Consider the following 21,078-nt stretch of genomic DNA (forward strand, 5'->3'; position numbering starts at 1 on the left):
GCCGACGGCACCCGAAATCTCGCCGACGGCACCCGAAATCTCGCCGAGGAGTGCGCGGGACCTGCCGTCGCATCCAAAGTCCCGAAAGGGAATTCATCTACATGGCGCGATGGGGGTTGGGGAGATGGTGCCCCCGTCGTCGACCGAAGCCACGACTGCAAATCCGCCCGTGCGTCGATCGGCGAGACACGCGTAGCGGGCTAGTTCAAAGTCATCTCGGCAGCCCTCGTTGCCCACCGAGTCCACGACTCCAAGACCGCACGAGAATCATCGTCGAGTACGAGGGCTGATGGACCGCACATCGTATCGATAGCCCGACTCGTGGTGCACACGATGAATTGACGTTGCGCGAGAACAGATGTCGATGCGTTCGACATCGAACCCGATGCTGTCGGCGGGGAGTCGGTTGCTGTCGGCCGGATTTCGGGTGCTGTCGGGGAGGAGCGGGCTCAGTCGGGATCGGCCGCGTGGTCTAGGTCGGTCAGATAGGCGACGACCATGTCGCCCAGCATCTTCCGCTGTGTGGCCCGCTGGTCCGCAGCGGTGAGGTCGCGGCCGAAGAGCGTCTTGAACGTATAGCGGTTGGCCACTCGAAAGAAACAGAAGCTGCTGATCACGAGGTGGATATCGAGGGCGTCGACGTCATCGCGGAACAGTCCGCGGGCACGCCCGACCTCCAGGATGCGGCCGAGGATGTCCACGGCCGGACTGCCGAGTTCCTGCACCGACGTCGCGTTCTTGATGTGTACACCCTTGAGGATGTTCTCGCCGGCGACGATGCGGATGAAGTCGGGGTTGCGGTCGTGGTGGTCGAAGGTGATCTCGGCGAGCCGTCGGATCGCGGTTACCGGGTCGTCCTCGACGTGTGACACGCGCTGTTCGAGCCGGCGGATCTTGCCGTATGAGGCCTCGAGGACCGCTTGGTAGAGCCCGTCCTTGTCGCCGTAGTAGTAGTAGATCATCCGCTTGGTCGTGTGCGTCTTCGCGGCGATCTCGTCGACGCGGGCTCCGGCATAGCCCTTGTTCGCGAACTCCTTCGTCGCCACGGCGACGATATTCGCCTTGGTGCGGTCGGCATCGCGCCGGCGGACGGCCTCGGTGGTCACGGTATGAACTCTATCGTTCGTACATCGTGGTGCCGCGGCCGTCACGCGGACCGGGCCAGGTCATCGTCCTCGGCGGCGATGAGCTCGCCGATGTGGCGGGTCATGCGATCGGCGTCGGGCTCGAGACCGGTGAACAGACGAAGCGCGTCCACGGCCTGGTGAACGGCCATTCCGTCACCGGTCAGCGTGCGTGCGCCGACGGCCCGCGCGGCCGCGATCAGTCGCGTGATCACCGGACGGTAGACCACCTCGGCGACCCAGAGGTCGCTGCGCAGGACCGAAGGCCGAACTGCCATCCCGGGATGCGCGGCCATGCCGACCGGGGTGGCGTGGACGAGACCGTCTGCCCGGATGATGTGGTCGGGCGCGTCGTCGGTGGCGCCGGCGGTGATCTCGACGGCGGGGAACAGTGTGCGCAGGTTCCCGGCGAGAGCGGTGGCGCGGGCCAGGTCGGCGTCGACGAGGTGGAAGCTCTCGACGCCACGGCTCAGCATCGCGTAGGCAACCGCCGATCCGGCACCGCCGGCGCCGAGCTGTACCACACGCGCCCGCTCGACCGGGTCGGTGCTCTCGGCGCCGAAGTGCAGATCGAAGTTGCGGGCGAAACCGGACCAGTCGGTGTTGTGGCCGACGGTGTGCTCGCCGTCGAACACCACGGTGTTCACTGCACCGAGACGTTCTGCGTCGGGGGAGAGCTGATCGAGGTGGCCGATGATCCGCTGCTTGAAGGGGTGGGTCACGTTGAGGCCGCGCAGCCCGGCGGCGCGGGCCCGGTCGATGAGCTCGGCGAGGTCGGTGAGCGAGACCGCCGCTGCCGGGACATCGAGGGTCAGGTAGGTGTAGTCGATGCCCTGCGCGGCGGCTTCACGCTCGTGCATCGGCGGGGTCAGGGATCGGGAGATCCCCTGCCCAATCAACGCGCAGACCACGGCTCCGTCGTTGACTCGGCTTGTGGCGGTGGCGAATTCGGAGTCGAACATCGTCGGTGTCCTTCGTAGTGGAGTGCGGTGATCGGGCAGGGGAACCGTCAGACGGTGGCGGGGGATAACTCGGTGGCCGGTGCGGTCCGCGCGGTGCCGGCACCGTTCTCGCCCAGCGCCATCGTGTCGGTCTTGTGGGTCTCCTTCGCGGTGGCCGCGGCGATCGCGGCGATCAGTGAGAAGGCGGCGACGACGATCGCGACCGGGAGCCACCCCAGCTGTCCCTCACCGAGGATCGCCGAGGCGATGAGCGGCAGGAACCCGCTGGCCATGAAGCCGAGCTGGGTGCCGATGGCGACACCGGAGTAGCGGACCCGCGCTGGGAACATCTCGGAGTAGAACGACGGCCAGATGGCGTTGGCCGCGGCGTACACGACGGACTGGATGACCAGGGTTGCGAACAGGATGGCCCAGAACGAGCCGGTGGTGATGATCGCAAGGTAGGGGAAGGCCAGCACGGCGCATCCGATCGCGCCGCCCAGGAAGACCGGCTTGCGTCCGATCCGGTCGGCCGCGATACCCCACAGCGGCTGGCTGACGAGCATGACCAGGTTGGCGATGACGCTGATCAGCAGCATCGAACTCTTGGTCACCTCGAAGTCGTCGGTGGCGTACTTCAGTGCGAAAGTGGAGAACAGGGTGCTCATCACCGAGACCGTCGCGCACAGGATCACGCGCAGCAGGGCCCGCCAGTGGAAGCGCAGCAGGACCAGGAGCGGGATGTCGGAGACGCCTTCGGCGTCCTTGACCTTCTCGAAGACCGGGGTCTCCGGCAGCGACCGGCGAATGATGTAGGCGATGGCCATCACGACCGCGCTGAACAGGAACGGAACGCGCCAGCCCCAGCTCAGCAGGATGTCGTCGGGAAGTGCGGCGACCGGGATGAAGGTCAACGTTCCCACCAGCAGGCCGGCCTGGGTGCCGTTGAGTGTCCAGCTCGCATAGAAGGCGCGTTTACCCGAATCGGCGTGTTCCACGGTCAGTGAGCTCGCCCCGGACTGTTCGCCCGCGGCCGACAGGCCCTGCATCAGGCGCAGCACCACGAGAGCGATCGGGGCGGCGATACCGATGGTGTTGTAGTCGGGCAGGCAGCCGATCAGGAAGGTCGACAGCCCCATCAACACGAGGGTGAAGACCAGCACGCGTTGGCGGCCGATGCGGTCACCGAAGTGTCCGAGCACCACCGCGCCGATCGGGCGGGCCACGTAGGCCATACCGAAGGTGGCGAAGGCTGCGAGAGTTCCTGCGCCGGAGCTGAATTCGGGAAAGAAGATCTTGTTGAACACCAGCGCTGACGCGGTGCCGAAGATGAAGAAGTCGTAGTACTCGACCAGGCTGCCCATGAAGCTGGCCAGCGCGGCCTTGCGCGGCGCGGGTGCCGGCAGGTCGTGGGTGGTGGTCATCGGTCCTCCAGATGTGGTGGGGGCCACCGCTCAGGCGGTGTGTGACTGAGAGTACAAAGCAGTCTTGCTCGCGTCAAGACAACTAACCAGATAGTTCATAAATTCTGGAAAATCGCAGGTAGATGTCACGCTCTTCTGTATGTTTTGTCCGGATCATGGACGAACGAATGTACCGTTTGGTACATTCTGTCGCATCGTGTCGGGCGTCACTACCGGAGGATGACGATGACCACAGCCAGCACAACCACCACGGCCACCACAGCGACGACGGCAGGTCGTGCCGGAGCGTTGCCGCGCACGTCCATCGCGACCGTGTGCCTGTCGGGGACGCTCAGCGAGAAGCTCGACGCGGCGGCCGCGGCGGGATTCGACGGGGTGGAGATCTTCGAGCCGGACCTGATCGCGTCGGCGGCCCGGCCGGACGAACTGGCGCGAACCGTCGCCCAGCGAGGACTCACGATCGACCTCTACCAACCCTTCCGGGATCTCGACAGCGTGGATCCGGGCCGGTTCGCCCGCAATCTCATACGTCTGGAACGCAAGTTCGATCTGATGGATCAGCTGGGGTGTGACCTGCTCCTGGTCTGTTCGTCGCCGTCGGCGGACGCGGTCACCGACGATGCGCGGCTGTCGGATCAGTTGGCGGCGGCCGCGGCGATCGCCCGACGCCGGGGGAAGCGCATCGCGTACGAGGCGCTCGCGTGGGGCGCCCACGTGAGCGACTATCGCCATGCCGCGCGCCTCGTCGCGACCGTCGACGATCCGGCCCTCGGCAATTGCCTCGACAGCTTCCACATCCTCTCCCGCGGCGACGACCCGTCGGCGATCGCCGACCTCGCGCCGGGGTCGATCTTCTTCCTGCAGCTCGCCGACGCGCCGATGATGAGCATGGATGTCCTGCAGTGGAGTCGGCACCACCGATGCCTGCCCGGGCAGGGAAATTTCGACCTCGGCGGGTTCATCCGATCGGTGCAGGCGGCCGGCTACGACGGGCCGTGGTCGCTCGAGGTGTTCAGTGACATCTTCCGGCACGCGGACCCGACCCGCACCGCGCGGGACGCGCATCGGTCGCTCCGCTACCTCTCCGAACTCGGTGCCGGCTCGCCCGATACCGACTCGCCCGACGCCGGCTCGGTTGTCTCGGTGCGCGTGGCCGCCGGTCCCGTGCTGGCGCCGAAGGTTGCAGAGACGTTGTCGCACATCGGATTCGATCTTCAGGGTGTGGACAGCGGGACCGGTCTGCAGCTCTACCGCGACGCGGGGCTCGCCGTCGTCGTCGACCCGACCGCGGGCACGGTGTGGACAGCGCCCGGGGTCGACCCCGACATGCCGACGATTGCCCAGATCGGGGTGCGCAGCGACCATCCGGCGTCCTGGGCGCAGCGTGCGGCGGCCTACGACGTACCGGTCGCCCCGGTCTCGGCGCCCGGTACGGACGGAAACGCCGACGAGGTCGTCCGTCTCGATGTCACCGACACCCTCGCGATCGACCTGCGCGCCGAGGCGTCCGCCGCAGACTGGCAGGAACGATTCGACCTGGTGCCTCGCCGAACGGTCGAACCGGCGAGTCTGGTCACCGGCGTCGATCACGTCGGTATCGGCATAGGCACCGCCGACTGGGAGGGTGCGATGCTGCTGTTGCGCTCGGTCTTCGGGATGAGTGTCGACGACGGGCTCGACCTCCCCGACGCCGTCGGCACCATGCGCAGTCAGGCGCTGACGATGCCGACCTCGTCGGGTGCCACCGTGCGCATCGTCGCCTCGCTGGTGCCGAACCAGCTCGACACCAGGGGCCCGCTACGACGCCGCGGAGGTCTCACCCATGTCGCGTTCGAGTGCGCCGACATCGTCGAGACCGCACGTGCGTGCCGGGCGCGGGGGTTGCGCGCCTTGTCCATCCCCGACAACTACTACGACGACCTGGCGGCCCGATTCGACCTGTCCGACACCATGATCGACGGCATGCGTAGCCTCGGCATCCTCTACGACGCGGACGCCGACGGCGGGGAGTTCTTCCACTTCTTCACCCCGACGATCGGGGAGGACCTGTTCTTCGAGGTCGTCTGCCGGCGCGGAGGGTACCGGGGCTACGGCGAGGCGAACTCGGCGGTCCGGGTTGCCGCGGAACTGCATCGGCGGGCCGTCGCCGAGGTGTGAGGGTCGGCGACGGTCGGGGAGATCCCTACGATCGCAGTGGGAGTCCGTTCTTGTCCTTGACGCTACCGGTGAGCATCATGATGCCGTCGATGAGCGCCCACAGACTGACACCCGCGACGATGAACAACCCAACGATGAAGATCGCGGTGATCCAGCCGAGGATGGTCAGGCCGAGCTGGATGCCGCCGATCTGGTTGTCGCCGATGTAGAACCGCCCGACCCCGAAGCCGCCCAGGAAGATCTGCAGGAGCCCCGCGGCCACCTTGGACTTGTCCGAGTACGGCAGACCCGTCATGGGGTCGCGGCCGTACGGGGCGTAGGGATCGAAACCCGGATAGGGCATGGGGTAGGGCTGCTGCGGTCCCATCGGCGCGCCGCCATACGGCTGGGCATACGGATTCGGTCCGCCATAGGGGTTTTGCTGCGCATACGGATCTGCCGAAGGGGGTGGCGCACTCTGCCACCCGCCGCTCTGCCACCCGGCGTTCGGTCCGCCCTGGTCGGACGAACCGTACGGTGACCCGGACGGCGGCTGATTCGGGTCGTCGGGCGGCTGTCCGGGGTAGCTCATGGGCACATCATCGCACGTATCGGGCGATCCGGCGGTGGGCCGATGTCACGTCGCGCTGCGCTCGTCCTCGAGTGCTTCGAGCACCGCCTCCACGGTCTCCTCGTCCCCGGTGAACTCCTCGGGACGCTGGCCTTCGCTCATCAGCGTCCGCCAGTTCTGGGGGTCGAAGACCACCGCCTCGTTGCGTTCGATGAAATCGATGACGATCCGGGTGAATCGCTCAGGGTCGGCGTGAAAGGGGAAATGGCCGCACCCGGGGAAGGTCTCGAGTTCGGAGTGCGGGATCGCCGCGTGCACCAGCTGCGCGTGGTGATAGGGGATGACGGTGTCCTCCTCGCCCCAGATCAGCAGCACCGGCAGTCGCTCGGTCAGGTACGCGCGGTCCATCATCGTGACGACCTGGCCGCGCCAGTCCACGACCGCGCGCAGGGTCCGCAGGAACGCCGACGACGCCGTCGGGTCGGCGAGGTCGCCGAGGACGCGCATCAGGTCCTCGTGATCGTTGAGCATGCGCCGCGGGGAGATGCCGGACGGAATGCCCGGCACGTGAGGTGCCGCGGCGAGCGCGCGGGCGCCGGTACGCAGCACCGGGACCACTCCGGGGATACGCAGCAGGGTCAGGATCTCATGCGCGACCGGCGTCGTCACGAGTCGCAGCGCCGGGTGGACGTCGCGGGTCACGCCGCCGGCGGCCACGAGGACCAGGCGTTCGACGAAGCGGGGGAACTGATAGCAGAACTGCATGGCCACACCGCCACCGAGCGAATGGCCGACGACGGTGACCTGCGGATACCCGAGGACCACGAGCAGATCGCGCATGCCGTTGGCGAACGCGGGGACCGAGTAGTCGGCGCGTGGCTTCTCCGACCTGCCGTGGCCGAGGAGATCCGGGGCGATCACGGTGTAGTGCTGGGCCAGGATCGGGATCACGTCGTCCCAGGTCGACGAATTGTCGCCGATGCCGTGGATGAGCAGGAGCGCCGGACCGCTGCCGGCGATCCGATAGGCGCGGCGGTAACCGTGAATGGTGTGGTATTCGACGCGGACCTCGGTGTCGGTGACCGGACGCAGTGCCGGTCCCTTGGTGGACTTGGCGCTGCGTTTCACGGTTCGCGGACCCGATTCGGGTGGGCGCGTGGTTCCGGACACGGTGGCCTCCTCGTCATCACGGCGGCGTGATGTGTCGTCGTCCCCCAGGCAGGGGTGTCGGCATTCTGGCCTCCGAGTAAACCGCAGATTGGCACGTTCTGCCGACTATGTTGCATTGAGTTAACGTAAGGTCTCCTCACGACCGGCGCCTGTCGGCGCCTGCGGGCGCGGACTGCATGGCAACGGCGTCCAGCGACGAGATGTCCACCGCGTGAACTCCATTCGACGCAGGTCGGACGCGGGGTCTGGGCTGCAGGGCGGGCTTGTTCGGCTGGCTAGGCTGGAGTCGATGAACCCGTTCGACGTCGACACGTTCCTCATGACCGGCGGGCTGGTCGGGCTGTGTCTGCTGATCTTCGTCGAGACCGGGCTGCTCATCGGTTTCGTCTTCCCCGGCGACTCGGTGCTGTTCACCGCCGGGGTCTTCGCCGCGCAACCCGATCCGTTCGCACCGCTGTGGCTGCTGTGTCTCGCGGTGCCGCTGGCCGCGATCGTCGGCGACCAGGTGGGCTATGTGATCGGCCGGCGTATCGGTACCGGTGTCGTCGAGGGCAAGCTGATGCGGTGGATCGGCCCGGAGCCGCTGGCCCGCACCCATCGGTACTTCGAACGCTACGGCGCGCTGACGGTCTTCTTCGCACGGTTCATCGGCATCGTGCGGACCCTGACGCCCTTGGTCGCCGGTTTCAGCGGGATGCGCTACCGCGTGTTCACGCTGTTCAGCGTGCTCGGCAGCGTGACGTGGGCGGCGGGCATCATCCTGCTCGGCTACTTCCTGGGGCAGGTGGACCTGATCCGCGACAACATCGAGCTGTTCATCATCGCGTCGGTTCTGACCGTGGTGGTCCCCACCGCCGTCCACCTCATCCGCAGGTGGTGGGGGGCGCGGCGCAGTACCGTCGGGGAATCGGAGGCCTGAAGGCACGCTCGTTCCCTACGGGCCGAACCGCTCGTCGCGCCGCATCGGTTGGTCGCGCTGCATCGGGAGGGTCGCGAAATCGTCGGCGATCGTGGCGGCCAATTCGGTGAAGGCGCGCCGGGTCTGCTTGGAGAGCAGATCCAGGTCGACATCGGCGCCCTCGGAGAGGTGATCGTCGAACGGGATCCGATGGACCGCGCGGCAGCGGGTGAGGAAATGCTGCGCCAGCTGATCGGTGTCGATCGTCGACGAACCCGGCCGCGACGAACTGAGCACAACCACCGCGCGCGACACCAGGTGTCCGAAACCGTGCGCCGCTAGCCAATCCATCGTTGCGCCGGCGCTGCGTGCGCCGTCCAGCGCCGGCGAGCTGACCAGGATGATCGAGTGGGCCAGGTCAAGGACGCCGTTCATCGCCGAGTGGCTCAGGCCGGTACCGCAGTCGGTGATGATGATGTTGTAGAACCGCTGAAGGATGCGGATCACTCCGCGGTACTCGTCCTCGCTGAACGCCTCGGCCTGCGCCGGATCGCGTTCGGAGGCCAGCACCTCGAGTCGGCTCGGTGACTGTGAGGTGTGTGCGCGGACATCGGAGTATCGATGGACGTTCGGGTCGGCGAGCAGGTCGCGCACGGTCGACCGGGTCTGCAGCGGCACGCGTTGGGCGAGCGTCCCCAGGTCCGGGTTCGCATCCACCGCGATGACCCGGTCCCCCCGCAGCGTCGCGAAGGTCGACCCGAGACCCACCGTCGTGGTGGTCTTCCCGACCCCGCCCTTCAGCGACAGGACCGCGATCCGGTAGTCCCCGCGAACAGGTTGGCGGACACGCTCGAGCAGCCGGTGGTACTCGATGTCGCCGGCCGACTCCCCCGGATTGATCGCGCCGCCGGACATGGTGTGGACGGCACGCCGCCAGCCACGGCTCGGTGCGCGGCGTGCCTTGCGGATGAGGGCGACCTCGTCGAGTGACGGGCCGGCCGGGCTACCCGGCGGCCGACCGAACTGCGGGATCGGCGGGGGTGGTGACTGGGGTGGCGGTGGGGACTGCGGAGGCCAGGGTGGCGCGGGAGGCGGGGGCGCCGCGCCGGGTGCCGCTTGACTCGGAGGCGGGGGTGGTGGTCCAGGGTGTGGCGGCCTCGGATGCGGGGGCCAGGCATACGCCTTCCCGGGGTGACCGTGCGGGCCGGTCGGGACTTGCCGATCCTGCTCACCCGGCCGCGGAGGTTCGGGTTCGGGGTCGGCGAACTGCAGCCAGGGAGGCGGTGGCGGCACGGCGGGCTTCTCCGTGTTCTCGGAGTCGTCGGGCGTCATGCGGAAAACCGTTCCCCTTGCGGATCCGTCGTCGTCGGCGCCGAGCGCCCGTTGTGGCGAGTCTACCGGGGTCCGGGGCTCTGCGACGGTGATCGTCTCGGGCCCCCGCGCCCGCACTGAGCGTCTGACCTGCCCTCAGATGACACCTTCGTCGGTGAGCTTCGCGAGACGGTCGCCGTCGAGGCCGAGAAGCCCCCGATAGACCTCGTCGTTGTGCGTGCCGGGGCGCGGCGGGCCCGCGGTGGCCACCCGCCCCGGGGTGGCCGACAGCTTCGGGACGATGCCGGGTCCCAACACATCGCGACCCAGCCGTTCGTCGTGATGGGGGACGAGCATGTCGCGGGCCAGCATCTGCGGGTCGCGCACCACCTCGGCCACGGTGTTCACCGGACCGACGACCACGCCGGCGGCGCCGAGAATCTCGATCAATTCGGTGCTGGTGTGCCGAGCGGCCCACTCGGCGATGATGTCGTCGAGTTCGTCCTGGTTGACGCCCCGCGCGTGGTGGTCGGCGAAGCGCGGATCGGTGGCCAGGTCCGGTTGGTCCATGGCCGCGCACAGTCGCCGGAACACGGTGTCCTGATTGGCCGCGATCACCACGCGCAGGCCGTCCGACGCCGAGTAGAGGTTCGACGGCGCGATGCCGTCGAGCCGGGTGCCCGATGGTCCGCGGACCACGCCGGCGAGGTCGTAGTCGGCGATCGTCGATTCCTGCACGGCAAGGCAGGCCTCGGTCAGCGCGGTGTCCACGACCTGGCCGACGCCGGTCACCGTGCGCCGATAGAGCGCGGCCAGGGCGCCCTGCGTGGCAAACATGCCGGCGAGAGTGTCCCCGAGCGACAGTGCCAACCGGGGTGGTGCCTCGCCCGGATAGCCGTTCAGATAGCGCAATCCGCTCTCCGCCTCGGCCACCGACGCGTACCCGGCCCGACCCGCCGCCGGGCCCGTCTGCCCGTAGCCGGAGACCCGCGCCAGGATGATGCCCGGATTGCGCGCGGCGAGCACGTCGTAGCCGAGGTCCCAGCGCTCGAGCGTGCCGGGACGGAAGTTCTCGACGATGATGTCGGAACGCTCGACGAGGTCGAGGAAGATGTCGCGACCGGCCGGCGCGCGCAGGTCGAGGGTGATGGCCTTCTTGTTGCGCGCGTGCACGGTCCAGTAGACGCGGTGCCCGTCCTTCTCGGCCTGTCCCCATGTCCGGATCGGATCCGGCTTTCCGGGCGCCTCGATCTTGATGACCTCCGCGCCCATGTCGCCGAGCAGTCGTCCCGCGAACGGGCCTGCGATGAGGGTGCCCAGTTCCAGGACGCGGACCCCGTCGAGCGCGCCCCCGGGTGAATCGTCGATGTGCGTCACCCTCCCAGCATCGTCGATGACCGATCCGGGATGGAGCAGGGGTGGTGGAACCGATCACGTCGTCGCCGCGTCCAAATGCCACACACCCCGCAGGACCGCACGGGGTGGTAGTGGGGAGGGACGGCAATGGGGAATCTGACGGTGACGCCCGAGGCTCTCGAGGCGTTCGGGGCGGCCCACGCCGCGATGGCGACCACGGTGGGTGCTGCGGGTTCGATCCGCGCCGCGGCCACCACGGCGGCGATGGCCGGTGTGTTCGGTGTCATCGGGCAGGAGTTCGTGGCCGCGTTCGCCGCGGCGCAGACACATCACCTCACGGCGGTCGGCGAGCTCGCGGCGGTCCATACTGCGACCGCGGCGGCCACCCGGGCCGGGCTCGCGGCCTTCGTCGCCGCCGATCACGCCGCGGGCGCCGCGATCGGCACCACCCGATGACCGACACCTGCGACGACGGTGTGGCCGGTGACTCCGACGAAAGTTCCGCCGCCGGGCCCGACTCGGCGACGGCGGACACGCCGAGTCGGGAGCCGGCCGAGGCCTGTCCGCTGTCGTCGATCGTCGACCGATCGGTCGCCGAGGTTCTCACCGGGCACGGGTTGCCGTCCTTACCGGCGCTCCCGTCATCGCTCCCGCCGCCACCGGGCCTGCCGGTGCTGCCCGCGATCGACCTCGAGGCACTGATCAAACCGCTGACCGACCTGCTCGGCTGCTTCGGGACCGGAGACCTGGCCTCGGCCGAGGTTGATCCGGCCACGGTCTTCGCCGGACTGGCGAAGGTCCTCGAGGCGACGACCGCAATGAGCGCGGACGCCCTCGAGGCACTCGACACACTCTGGACCGGCGCGGCATCGGCTGCGGCCGTGGACAAGTCGACCCAGATCTCCGCCGACACGCGCGCCGTGTCGGCCCAGAGTATGCGGATCTCGGTCGACGTCGGCGCCGCTGCCGACATTGTCGCCGCGGGGTCGGCAAGGGTGGCGTGTATCGTCGCCGCCACCGTCGGCAAGATCGCGGGCGCTCTCCCGCTCATCACCACCCCGGCCGGTCAAACCGCGGTCCTCGGGTTCGTCGCCGACGGGCTGGCCGAGGCCATCGCCGCGGTGGCCGCCACCCGCAGCGAGTTGCTCGGTCCGACCGGCGCGATGCGAATGGATGGTACGCCCGTACCGATTACCGATGCACCCGTACCGGGCGAGGGTGTCGGCGGGTCGCCGTTGAGGATCGCGAGCACGCTGCTGCGCGGTCTCTCGCCGATCCTCGGTTCGCTGGACCTGCCGTCGTCGTCGGAGTCGGTGGGGCGGCCGATGACGACGCCCGGCGCGGACAGGTGCCCGGACGGGGGAGTGGTCGACCCGGGGGCGGCCGGCCATGCCGACACTTCGCGTCCCGGACCCGTGGGGCGTATTGCGCCCGCCGCCGGCGGTACTCCCGTCGGCAGCGCCCTCGCCGGCGGCCCGCTTACGGTCGCCGCGACGGCAACCGGGTACGCGCCACCCATCTCCACGGGCCTGTCGCCCGAATCGGTGGAATCGTCCGGAGCCACCCAGTCGTCGGCGGGACGGGCCCCGACGGTCCCGGGTCCGTTCGCGTCGTCGCCGGCCCCGATGGCTCCGTTGGGGATGGCGGGGCCGGCCCGGGCCGATGCGTCCGACGGCCGCCACGACATTCCCCGCTTCCTGCTGACCTCACTCAACGGGCGCTGCGTCATCGGTGCGGTGTCGGAGGTGGCGCCGGCTGTCCTCGGCGACGAATCAGACGTTCGGGATACGCCCTTGCCGGACATCGGGTTACACCTCGACGCGCCGGTCCGCCGCGGCGATCGCGACTGAGGAGGCACGGTCCCGGCCGAATCCGGTACTCACGCACCAGTGGAGCGTCGGGCCGGAAATGATCTCGGTATCCGAACAGGCGGATACCAACCGGCATCGCCGCGCGGTGCCGCCACACAAGGAGGGAACACCATGACAGGGTTGAATCTCGACGTCGCCGCCGCGCAGGCGTCGTCGGCGTCCATAAGCGGGATCGTCGGGCAGATGCACGGCATCCTGCGGCAGATCCAGAACTCGGCGCTCAACGGCCTGGCGACCTGGAGCGGGCAGGCATCGAAGACCTTCGACTCCACTCAGGGTGACTGGAGCGCGACCGCGGCGAAACTGCAGGCCGCGCTCAACGACATCGAGGCCAAACTCGCCACCGGGTTCAAAGGCTACGACCACGACGACGGCGGTAACGCCACGATGCTCGCGGCGACCGCCGGCCCCACCCTCGACATCTGATCGACCACCCGTCACGAAAGGCAGGCCCACCATGTCCGACATGATCCGGTACGACTTCGCCGGTCTCGAAGCGCTATCCGGCGATCTGAACCGTCACTTCCAGGCGCTGGAGGCGTTGTCGCATCAGCTCCGCAGCGAGGTCACCAGGCTCGGAGCCAACTGGACGTCGCAGCGCGGCGCCGAGGCATATCAAGCCGCACAGGGGCACTGGGACAGGCTCTTCGAGGAGGCCCGCACCCGGCTCCACGGGCTCGGCCGAGGGGTGGCGCACGCGTCGGAGACGATGGCGGCGACCGATCGGGCCGTCGGCGCCACCTTCGGCGTATAACCCGCACGAGGCGATCTCCCGCCCGCGCGCCGCGGCAGTGCCGCGGCGGGGAGCCGTCCGTGACCGCGGCCAGTAGAGTTTCGGCTGCGTGGGAATCGGATGAATCCGTCGCGTGGTGTCCGGCGCGCGGGCAACGGGAGGAACAACGTGTCAGTCGAGGGCTCCAAGCGGGCGATCATCGCCGCGTTGCTCGCCAATGCCGGTATCGCGTTGGCGAAATTCATCGGATTCCTGATCACCACGTCGTCGTCGATGCTCGCCGAGGCCGTGCACTCGGTCGCCGACACCTCGAATCAGGAGCGTGCCCTGCTCGCTGCGATGTCGTCGGACGGCGTCGATCGCGTGATCCACATGAAGACGCAGTATCTCGGCCCCGAGGAGATGCTCGTCGCCGCCAAGATCGCGATCCCGCCGAGCGCCGACGCCACCACCATCGCGCAGACCATCGACGCAGCCGAAGTGCGGGTGCGGACGGCGGTACCGCAGGCGCGGATCATCTACCTCGAACCGGACATCGACCGCGGGACGCGCTGACGTCCGGTCCCGTCGAGCCCAGTCGGTGAACCCAGCGGGCCGAACACCGCGGGCACCGTCATTTCGTCGTCCCGCCGGCCACTTGTGCGATAGCGTCGGGCAACACGTCGACAGGAGGGTAGCCGTGACCGAGATCAGCACCGCGCCCGAGGCCCGGGAGACCTGGACGAGGAACAGTGGTTTCATCCTGGCCGCCATCGGATCCGCTGTCGGACTGGGCAATATCTGGCGATTTCCCGGCGTCGCCTACGAGAGCGGCGGCGGCGCGTTCCTCATCCCCTACCTGGCGGCGCTGCTGACCGCCGGCATCCCCATCCTGTTCCTCGACTATGCGATCGGCCATCGCGAGCGCGGCGTCGCGCCCCTGGCGTTTCGTCGCTTGCGACGCCACGCCGAGGGCATCGGCTGGTTCCAGACCGGACTGCTCTTCGTCATCGGCGTCTACTACGCGGCGGTGATCGCGTGGGCGATGAGCTACTTCGTGTATTCGTTCACCCTCAAATGGGGCGACGACAGCCAGACCTTCTTCCTCGAGGACTTTCTGCAGGTCGGCGATCCGGAGATCTCCACCACCGTGGTCGGCCATGTCGCGGTCCCCCTGGTGATCGTCTGGCTCTCGGTGATCACGGTGCTCTGTCTCGGTGTCTCGCGCGGTGTCGAGAAGGTCAACATCGTGTTCATTCCGCTGCTGCTGGTCGGATTCAGCGGTCTGGTCATCCGGGCGCTCACCCTGCCCGGCGCCAGCGAAGGACTCAACGCGCTGTTCACACCGAAATGGGATGCACTGACCGATCTCGACGTCTGGATCGCGGCCTACAGTCAGATCTTCTTCTCCCTCTCCATCGCATTCGGCATCATGATCGCCTACTCGTCCTTCCAACGGCGCAGGGCGAACATGACCACGTCGGGTCTCGTGGTGGCGTTCGCCAACTCGTCGTTCGAGATCCTGGCCGGGATCGGGGTGTTCAGCGCCCTCGGTTTCCTCGCCTATCAGCAGCAGGTGGCGGTCTCCGACCTCGAAGGCCTGAGCGGCCCGATTCTGACCTTCGTCACTTTTCCGGCGGTGATCTCCGAGATGCCCGGCGCGACGTTGTTCGGCGTCGTCTTCTTCGGATCCCTGGTGGTGGCGGGGTTCACCTCCCTCATCTCGCTGTTGATCGGCGTGTCGAATGCGCTGCAGGAGAAGTTCGGCCTGGGGCGTATCCCGGCGGCGGTCCTGGTGGGCGGCGTGAGTGGCCTGATCTCGGTGGCACTGTTCTCCACCACATCCGGTCTGATCGCACTCGACACCGTCGATCAGTTCGCCAACAACCTCGGGGTCGTCACGTCGGCGATCGTGATGACGGTGTTCGTGGTGTGGGTGGTGCGAAACGGGGACCTGCTGCGCCGCCACCTCAACGCCGTGTCGACCTTCCAACTCGGCAAGTGGTGGCTGGTCCTGATCGGCGGTGTCGCGCCGGCGTTCCTGACCATCATGTTGATCCAGAAAGTCGTCTCGCTCATCCAGGACGGCTACGAGGGGTACCCCGGCTGGTACGTCGGGCTGTTCGGCTGGGGCACGATCGTGCTGCTGGTGGTGGTGGCGATCGTGTTCAGCGTTCCATCATGGAAGGGACGGGATCATCCCGAGTTCATCCCGTGGCCGCCGCTGGACAAGGAGGCATCATGAGCGCCACCGCCATCGTCATGCTGATCGTCGCCATCTCCATCGTGTGGGGTGGACTTGCCACGAGCATCGTGTTCCTGCGCAGACGTCCGGAAAAAACCGATATGCCCTACGAGGATCCGGATCTGAAGCGCGACGACTACGTGCGCGAGCACTTCCCGCATCCCACCCGCGACACCTGATCCCCGCCCTGGGAACCTCGCCTGCGGGTCTGGTGGCGTCGCAGGATAGCCTGATGACCGGACACGAAAAGGCTGTGGGCGGGGGATGCGCGCGCCCGCGACGGTGACCCAGGACAAGGGGAATAGATGACTTTGGTGGACGGATCCGCCCCGTCGGTGGATACCAAGAACGGGATCGATTTCAAGGTCGCCGACCTGTCGCTCGCCGACTTCGGGCGCAAGGAGATCGGTCTGGCCGAGCACGAGATGCCCGGCCTGATGGCACTGCGCCGCGAGTACGCGGACGTGCTGCCGCTCAAGGGTGCGCGCATCTCGGGGTCGCTGCACATGACGGTGCAGACGGCCGTCCTGATCGAGACCCTGGTCGCACTTGGCGCCGAGGTGCGCTGGGCGTCGTGCAACATCTTCTCGACGCAGGATCATGCGGCTGCGGCCGTCGTCGTGGGTCCCCACGGGACTCCCGACGAACCGAAGGGCGTGTCGGTCTTCGCCTGGAAGGGCGAGACCCTCGAGGAGTACTGGTGGGCCGCCGAACAGATGCTGACCTGGCCGACCGCCAGGAGCGCAGCGAGCGGGGTCAATGTCGCAGCCGGGCCCGCCAACATGATCCTCGACGACGGTGGCGACGCCACCATGCTGGTGCTGCGTGGTGCCGAATTCGAGAGGGCCGGTGTGGTGCCGCCCGACGACGAGAACCACTCGGCGGAGTACAAGGTCTTTCTCGACCTGCTGCGCGCGAGCATCGAGGCGGACAAGTCCAAGTGGTCGGTGATCGCCGAGTCGGTGAAGGGTGTGACCGAGGAGACCACGACAGGCGTGCTGCGCCTCTATCAGTTCGCGGCGGCCGGTGAGCTCACCTTCCCGGCGATCAACGTCAACGACTCGGTCACCAAGAGCAAGTTCGACAACAAATACGGCACCCGGCACTCGCTGATCGACGGCATCAACCGCGGTACCGATGTGCTCATCGGTGGCAAGAAGGTGCTGATCTGCGGCTACGGCGACGTCGGCAAGGGCTGCGCGGAGTCGTTGGCCGGTCAGGGCGCCCGGGTGCAGGTCACCGAGATCGACCCGATCAACGCGCTGCAGGCGCTGATGGACGGTTTCGACGTGGTGACCGTCGACGACGCGATCGGTGATGCCGACATCGTGGTGACGGCGACCGGTAACAAGGACATCATCACCTTCGCGCACATGCAGCGGATGAAGCACCAGGCGATCCTGGGCAACATCGGTCACTTCGACAACGAGATCGACATGGCCGGCCTCGAACGTTCAGGCGCACGGCGGATCAACATCAAGCCCCAGGTCGACCAGTGGATCTTCGACAGCGGCAAGGCGATCTTGGTGCTGTCGGAGGGTCGTCTGCTCAACCTGGGCAACGCGACCGGCCATCCGTCTTTCGTGATGAGCAACAGCTTCTCCAACCAGGTGATCGCCCAGGTCGAGCTGTGGACCAAGAACGACGAGTACGACAACGAGGTCTACCGCCTGCCGAAGCATCTCGACGAGAAGGTGGCGCGCATCCACGTCGAGGCGCTGGGCGGCACCCTCACCAAGCTCACCAAGGAACAGGCCGAGTACATCAACGTCGACGTCGAGGGCCCGTACAAGCCGGATCACTACCGGTACTGAGATAGCTCGACCGCGTCACTCCCCGTCAGAGCGTCGACCGTGCACACCGCCGGGTGTGCACGGTCGACGTGGTCGGGGAGGCACTAGGTTCCGATGTCGGGTTCGACGCCCGGGCAGACGTACCACAAACCGTTCTCGCGGACGAAGACCTCGTCGTTGCGCTCGGATGTGGTGCGTTGCTGGCCGAGTTCGATATGGGTGATGACGGTGGATGCGGCCGAGTCACCGGTGACCGTGACGTCGCGCAGCTCTTCGAGGACGACGTTGCCGGTGATGTCGAGGGGTTCGGTCACCTGCGGTCGCACCACACTGCACACGGCGGCCTGGATCTGCGCAACGTCGCGTGAGTTCACCGCGTCGACGAACTTCTGCATCGCCAGCCGGATGGCGATGCGCTCGGCCGCATTGGCCGACGTTCCGCCGCCCGACACCCCGGCGGATGGCTCCGTGGCCATCGACCCCGGGCCCGCCACGCCACCCTCCGAGGATCCGTTGGCCTGCACGGCCAGGACGAGGACCAGCGCTCCCAGCACCAGCGCGAGGATGCCGACGATCACCGCGGCGATGGTCCCGCCCCGGCGTCGTTGTGGCCGTGGGGCAGGGAACTGTGGCGGGGGGAACTGGGGCGGAGGGAACGGGGGGTAGGGGCCGAACCCCGGTCCACCCGGTGGTGGCTGATAGGTCATGGCACGTTCCTTCTTCCCGCGACGGGGTTCTATCAGGCTAGCGAAACTGCAGGTGGTCGGCATCGAGGCGATGCCGGGCGTTCATTCCGACGACAGACGGACGGCCAGTTCGGCCGCCTCCTCGTCGCCGGTGGACATCCACTGCGACATCCAGTTCGTCTGCGCCAGTTGGCGGTAGACCGCATCCACCCGGAACTGCAGGTCCTGATCGCTTTCGTAGAGATCCTGTGGACGGGTCGCGTCGCGGGCCGCCCGGCCCGCCGCCCGCTGCATCGCCACCTCGGCGGGCACCCCGAGCAGCACATGGCGGTCGGGGACCGGGAGCCCGAAACGCCCGTACTCCAGTTCGGTGACCCATCGGACCATCTCGCCGCCGGCATCCTGGCCGAGCCGTGCCGCGCTGTAGGCGGCGTTGGACGCTACGTAGCGGTCGAGGAGCACGATATCGTTCGCGGCGAGTGCCTCACGGATCTCGTCGACGGCGTCGGCGCGGTCGAGGGCGAACAGCAGCGCCATCGCGTACACGCTGTCGCGCAGGTCGCCGTGTCGACCGTGAAGGGCCTCGGAGGCGAGATCGGCGGTGACCGATCGGCCGTACCGGGGAAAGGTCACCGTCCACACTCGCATGCCGTTGCGCCGCCAGTGATCGACGAGCGCGGTCACGAGTGTGTTCTTGCCGGCGCCGTCGAGTCCCTCGACCGCAATGAGTTGGCCCACGCGGGCGATCGTATCGGCAGGAGGTGGTCGGACCGCCCAGGTCATCGGGCGCGTCGCAACGGGTTCGGCGCGTCGTCGCCGCGCAGGGGTCACGAAAGTGTCACCATTGGATCATGAAGCCTCGTATCCTCGTCGTCGACGACGACGCCGCGCTCGCCGAGATGCTGACGATCGTCTTGCGGGGCGAGGGTTTCGAGCCGTTCGTGGTGGGGGACGGGACGCAGGCGTTGACCGCGGTGCGTGAGATTCGGCCCGACCTGGTGCTCCTCGACCTGATGCTGCCCGGCATGAACGGCATCGATGTGTGCCGCGTCCTGCGAGCCGACTCCGGTGTGCCGATCGTGATGCTGACCGCCAAGTCCGACACCGTCGATGTCGTCCTCGGCCTGGAATCCGGTGCCGACGACTACATGGTCAAGCCGTTCAAGCCGAAGGAACTCGTCGCACGGGTCCGGGCGCGACTGCGCCGCACCGACGAGGAGCCCGCGGAACTGCTGTCGATCGGCCCGGTGGAGATCGACGTGCCGGCGCACAAGGTCACCCGCGACGGAGTGCCCATCTCGCTGACGCCGCTCGAGTTCGACCTGCTGGTCGCGCTGGCGCGCAAGCCGCGGCAGGTGTTCACCCGCGATGTCCTGCTCGAACAGGTGTGGGGCTACCGCCATCCGGCGGACACTAGACTTGTGAACGTGCATGTCCAGCGTCTGCGAGCCAAGGTCGAGACCGACCCGGAGAATCCGGAGGTCGTCCTGACGGTGAGGGGGGTCGGCTACAAGGCCGGCCCGCCGTGATCGGTCGCCCCCGACGCCGGGTCAACAGCGGTTTCGGGAGGATCAGTCGTGCCGTGCGCCGGATGGGACGCGCCTTCGGGCGGATCTGGCGCCGCTCGCTGCAGTTGCGTGTGGTGGTCTCGACGCTGCTGCTGTCGCTGGTGGTGATCCTCATCCTGGTGTTCGTGCTGGTCAGCCAGATCACCGACCGTCTTCTCGACGTGAAGTTGACCGCGGCCACCGAGGAGGTCGAACGTGCCCGCTCCGCGGTCGAACGCGATCTGTCGAGTTCGGATGGGAACACGTCGGTGGAGAACCGGCTCCGGCAGACGAGGTCGTTGCTGACCGATCGTGATGTCGACACCACCGACAGTTCGGGCACCGTCGGCACCTTCGACACGGTGCTGATCGTGCCTGGTTCCGGGGACGGCGGCGGCGACAGCGGGGTCGGTCCGATCACCGAGATCCCCGAAAACCTGCGCAACATGGTGCAGGGTGGGCAGGTCGCCTACCAGTACACGTCGATCCCGACCGCCTCGGGCGGCCGCGAGCCGGCCCTCATCGTGGGGACCCCGACCAACGCGTCGGTGCCGGGACTCGAGCTGTATCTGGTGTTCCCGTTGACGAGCGAACAGAACACCGTCGACCTGGTGCGGGGCACCCTCGTGACCGGTGGTGTGGTGCTGCTCGGGCTGTTGGCTGCGATCGCGTGGCTGGTGTCGCGTCAGGTCGTGCTGCCGGTCCGGTCGGCCTCGCGGATCGCGGTGCGGTTCGCCGACGGACGACTCAAAGAGCGGATGCCGGTCCGCGGCGAGGACGACATGGCACGGCTGGCCATGTCGTTCAACGACATGGCCGAGAGCCTTTCCAAACAGATCACGCATCTCGAGGAGTTCGGTGGTCTGCAGCGTCAGTTCACCTCTGACGTGAGCCATGAGCTCCGGACCCCGCTGACGACCGTCCGGATGGCCAGCGACGTGCTCTACGAGGGGCGCGACGAACTCGACCCCGTCCGCAAGCGGTCCGTCGAACTGCTCGACAAGGAACTCGACCGGTTCGAGACGCTGCTGAACGAGCTGCTCGAGATCTCCCGGCATGATGCCGGTGTCGCCGAACTTGCGGCCGAACGGATGGACATGGCCATCCCCATCGATGGAGCACTCGCCACGGTCAGCCATCTCGCCGAGGAGACCGGCACCGAACTGGTGCTGGATCTGCCCACCGAACCGGTCATCGCCGAGATCGATCCGCGCCGGGTCGAACGGATTCTGCGTAACCTGCTCGCGAACGCCATCGATCACGGCGAGCGCAAACCCGTGACGCTGACGATGC

21 protein-coding genes are annotated in these 21,078 nt (G+C 67.7%); 12 read left to right on the plus strand and 9 right to left on the minus strand.

Annotation, left to right across the window (positions count from 1 at the left end; translation table 11 throughout):
- Positions 1 to 449 precede the first annotated feature (449 nt).
- The 3 genes from GORHZ_RS26450 to GORHZ_RS26460 are packed head-to-tail and all read right to left on the minus strand — an operon-like array spanning position 450 to position 3,489.
- On the minus strand, positions 450 to 1,106 hold the full coding sequence (locus GORHZ_RS26450; RefSeq protein ID WP_006338564.1) for a TetR/AcrR family transcriptional regulator: 657 nt from the start codon (positions 1,104 to 1,106) through the stop codon (positions 450 to 452).
- A 41-nt stretch (positions 1,107 to 1,147) separates the two neighbouring features.
- The gene (locus tag GORHZ_RS26455; RefSeq protein ID WP_006338566.1) at positions 1,148 to 2,086 is read right to left on the minus strand and encodes a shikimate dehydrogenase; all 939 of its coding nucleotides are present in this window, start codon (positions 2,084 to 2,086) and stop codon (positions 1,148 to 1,150) included.
- A gap of 47 nt (positions 2,087 to 2,133) precedes the next feature.
- The gene (locus GORHZ_RS26460) at positions 2,134 to 3,489 is read right to left on the minus strand and encodes an MFS transporter (RefSeq protein ID WP_006338568.1); all 1,356 of its coding nucleotides are present in this window, start codon (positions 3,487 to 3,489) and stop codon (positions 2,134 to 2,136) included.
- Between the two features lie 225 nt (positions 3,490 to 3,714).
- On the opposite strand from GORHZ_RS26460, the gene GORHZ_RS26465 reads away from it, so the two are divergent.
- Positions 3,715 to 5,646, plus strand: a complete 1,932-nt coding sequence (locus GORHZ_RS26465; protein WP_083877449.1) for a sugar phosphate isomerase/epimerase and 4-hydroxyphenylpyruvate domain-containing protein — start codon at positions 3,715 to 3,717, stop codon at positions 5,644 to 5,646.
- Positions 5,647 to 5,671: 25 nt separating this feature from the next.
- On the opposite strand, the gene GORHZ_RS26470 is transcribed toward GORHZ_RS26465, so the two are convergent.
- Together GORHZ_RS26470 and GORHZ_RS26475 are read right to left on the minus strand one after the other, a co-directional pair.
- Complete coding sequence (locus GORHZ_RS26470) at positions 5,672 to 6,217, minus strand: TM2 domain-containing protein (protein WP_006338578.1); 546 nt, start codon at positions 6,215 to 6,217, stop codon at positions 5,672 to 5,674.
- A 45-nt stretch (positions 6,218 to 6,262) separates the two neighbouring features.
- Positions 6,263 to 7,324, minus strand: a complete 1,062-nt coding sequence (locus GORHZ_RS26475) for an alpha/beta fold hydrolase (RefSeq protein WP_040533654.1) — start codon at positions 7,322 to 7,324, stop codon at positions 6,263 to 6,265.
- Positions 7,325 to 7,655: 331 nt separating this feature from the next.
- Between GORHZ_RS26475 and GORHZ_RS26480 the strand changes: the two genes are divergently transcribed.
- Positions 7,656 to 8,285 (plus strand): DedA family protein, encoded by a 630-nt coding sequence (locus tag GORHZ_RS26480; protein WP_006338582.1) that lies wholly within the window; start codon positions 7,656 to 7,658, stop codon positions 8,283 to 8,285.
- A 15-nt stretch (positions 8,286 to 8,300) separates the two neighbouring features.
- On the opposite strand, the gene GORHZ_RS26485 is transcribed toward GORHZ_RS26480, so the two are convergent.
- The gene (locus GORHZ_RS26485) at positions 8,301 to 9,596 is read right to left on the minus strand and encodes a MinD/ParA family ATP-binding protein (RefSeq protein WP_040533657.1); all 1,296 of its coding nucleotides are present in this window, start codon (positions 9,594 to 9,596) and stop codon (positions 8,301 to 8,303) included.
- Positions 9,597 to 9,731: 135 nt separating this feature from the next.
- The gene (locus GORHZ_RS26490) at positions 9,732 to 10,952 is read right to left on the minus strand and encodes a CaiB/BaiF CoA transferase family protein (protein WP_006338586.1); all 1,221 of its coding nucleotides are present in this window, start codon (positions 10,950 to 10,952) and stop codon (positions 9,732 to 9,734) included.
- Positions 10,953 to 11,078: 126 nt separating this feature from the next.
- Between GORHZ_RS26490 and GORHZ_RS26495 the strand changes: the two genes are divergently transcribed.
- The 8 genes from GORHZ_RS26495 to ahcY all read left to right on the plus strand — a co-directional run bounded on the left by GORHZ_RS26495 (position 11,079) and on the right by ahcY (position 17,573).
- Positions 11,079 to 11,387 carry a type VII secretion target gene (locus tag GORHZ_RS26495; RefSeq protein ID WP_006338587.1) on the plus strand — a complete coding sequence of 103 codons (309 nt, stop codon included), beginning with the start codon at positions 11,079 to 11,081 and terminating at the stop codon, positions 11,385 to 11,387.
- Positions 11,384 to 12,781, plus strand: a complete 1,398-nt coding sequence (locus tag GORHZ_RS26500) for a hypothetical protein (RefSeq protein WP_006338589.1) — start codon at positions 11,384 to 11,386, stop codon at positions 12,779 to 12,781. The genes GORHZ_RS26495 and GORHZ_RS26500 overlap by 4 nt, the downstream gene beginning before the upstream one ends.
- A 132-nt stretch (positions 12,782 to 12,913) precedes the next feature.
- A complete protein-coding gene (locus GORHZ_RS26505; RefSeq protein ID WP_006338591.1) occupies positions 12,914 to 13,228 on the plus strand; it encodes a WXG100 family type VII secretion target in 315 nt (104 codons plus the stop codon).
- Between the two features lie 40 nt (positions 13,229 to 13,268).
- Positions 13,269 to 13,556: a WXG100 family type VII secretion target gene (locus GORHZ_RS26510; protein WP_306302430.1), complete on the plus strand. Its 288-nt coding sequence runs from the start codon at positions 13,269 to 13,271 to the stop codon at positions 13,554 to 13,556.
- 147 nt (positions 13,557 to 13,703) lie between these two features.
- Complete coding sequence (locus GORHZ_RS26515) at positions 13,704 to 14,090, plus strand: cation efflux transmembrane domain-containing protein (protein WP_083877450.1); 387 nt, start codon at positions 13,704 to 13,706, stop codon at positions 14,088 to 14,090.
- A 124-nt stretch (positions 14,091 to 14,214) separates the two neighbouring features.
- Positions 14,215 to 15,759, plus strand: a complete 1,545-nt coding sequence (locus tag GORHZ_RS26520; protein ID WP_006338605.1) for a sodium-dependent transporter — start codon at positions 14,215 to 14,217, stop codon at positions 15,757 to 15,759.
- Positions 15,756 to 15,938 (plus strand): methionine/alanine import family NSS transporter small subunit, encoded by a 183-nt coding sequence (locus GORHZ_RS26525; protein WP_006338607.1) that lies wholly within the window; start codon positions 15,756 to 15,758, stop codon positions 15,936 to 15,938. Before GORHZ_RS26520 ends, GORHZ_RS26525 begins: the two co-directional genes overlap by 4 nt.
- 126 nt (positions 15,939 to 16,064) lie before the next feature.
- Positions 16,065 to 17,573, plus strand: a complete 1,509-nt coding sequence (gene ahcY, locus GORHZ_RS26530) for an adenosylhomocysteinase (protein WP_006338609.1) — start codon at positions 16,065 to 16,067, stop codon at positions 17,571 to 17,573.
- An 83-nt stretch (positions 17,574 to 17,656) separates the two neighbouring features.
- Here the strand turns inward: ahcY and GORHZ_RS26535 are convergent, their stop codons facing one another.
- Positions 17,657 to 18,130: a Cif family virulence factor gene (locus tag GORHZ_RS26535; RefSeq protein WP_051999095.1), complete on the minus strand. Its 474-nt coding sequence runs from the start codon at positions 18,128 to 18,130 to the stop codon at positions 17,657 to 17,659.
- Between the two features lie 210 nt (positions 18,131 to 18,340).
- Complete coding sequence (locus GORHZ_RS26540) at positions 18,341 to 18,976, minus strand: dTMP kinase (RefSeq protein ID WP_006338613.1); 636 nt, start codon at positions 18,974 to 18,976, stop codon at positions 18,341 to 18,343.
- Between the two features lie 113 nt (positions 18,977 to 19,089).
- Between GORHZ_RS26540 and mtrA the strand changes: the two genes are divergently transcribed.
- Both mtrA and mtrB read left to right on the plus strand, forming a co-directional pair.
- Positions 19,090 to 19,767 (plus strand): MtrAB system response regulator MtrA, encoded by a 678-nt coding sequence (gene mtrA, locus GORHZ_RS26545; protein ID WP_004023513.1) that lies wholly within the window; start codon positions 19,090 to 19,092, stop codon positions 19,765 to 19,767.
- The coding region (gene mtrB / locus GORHZ_RS26550; protein ID WP_006338625.1) for an MtrAB system histidine kinase MtrB at positions 19,764 to 21,078 on the plus strand (1,315 nt) is incomplete at its 3' end. The genes mtrA and mtrB, both read left to right, overlap by 4 nt.

This window comes from Gordonia rhizosphera NBRC 16068, assembly GCF_000298195.1.
In the GTDB taxonomy this organism is placed as follows: domain Bacteria; phylum Actinomycetota; class Actinomycetes; order Mycobacteriales; family Mycobacteriaceae; genus Gordonia; species Gordonia rhizosphera.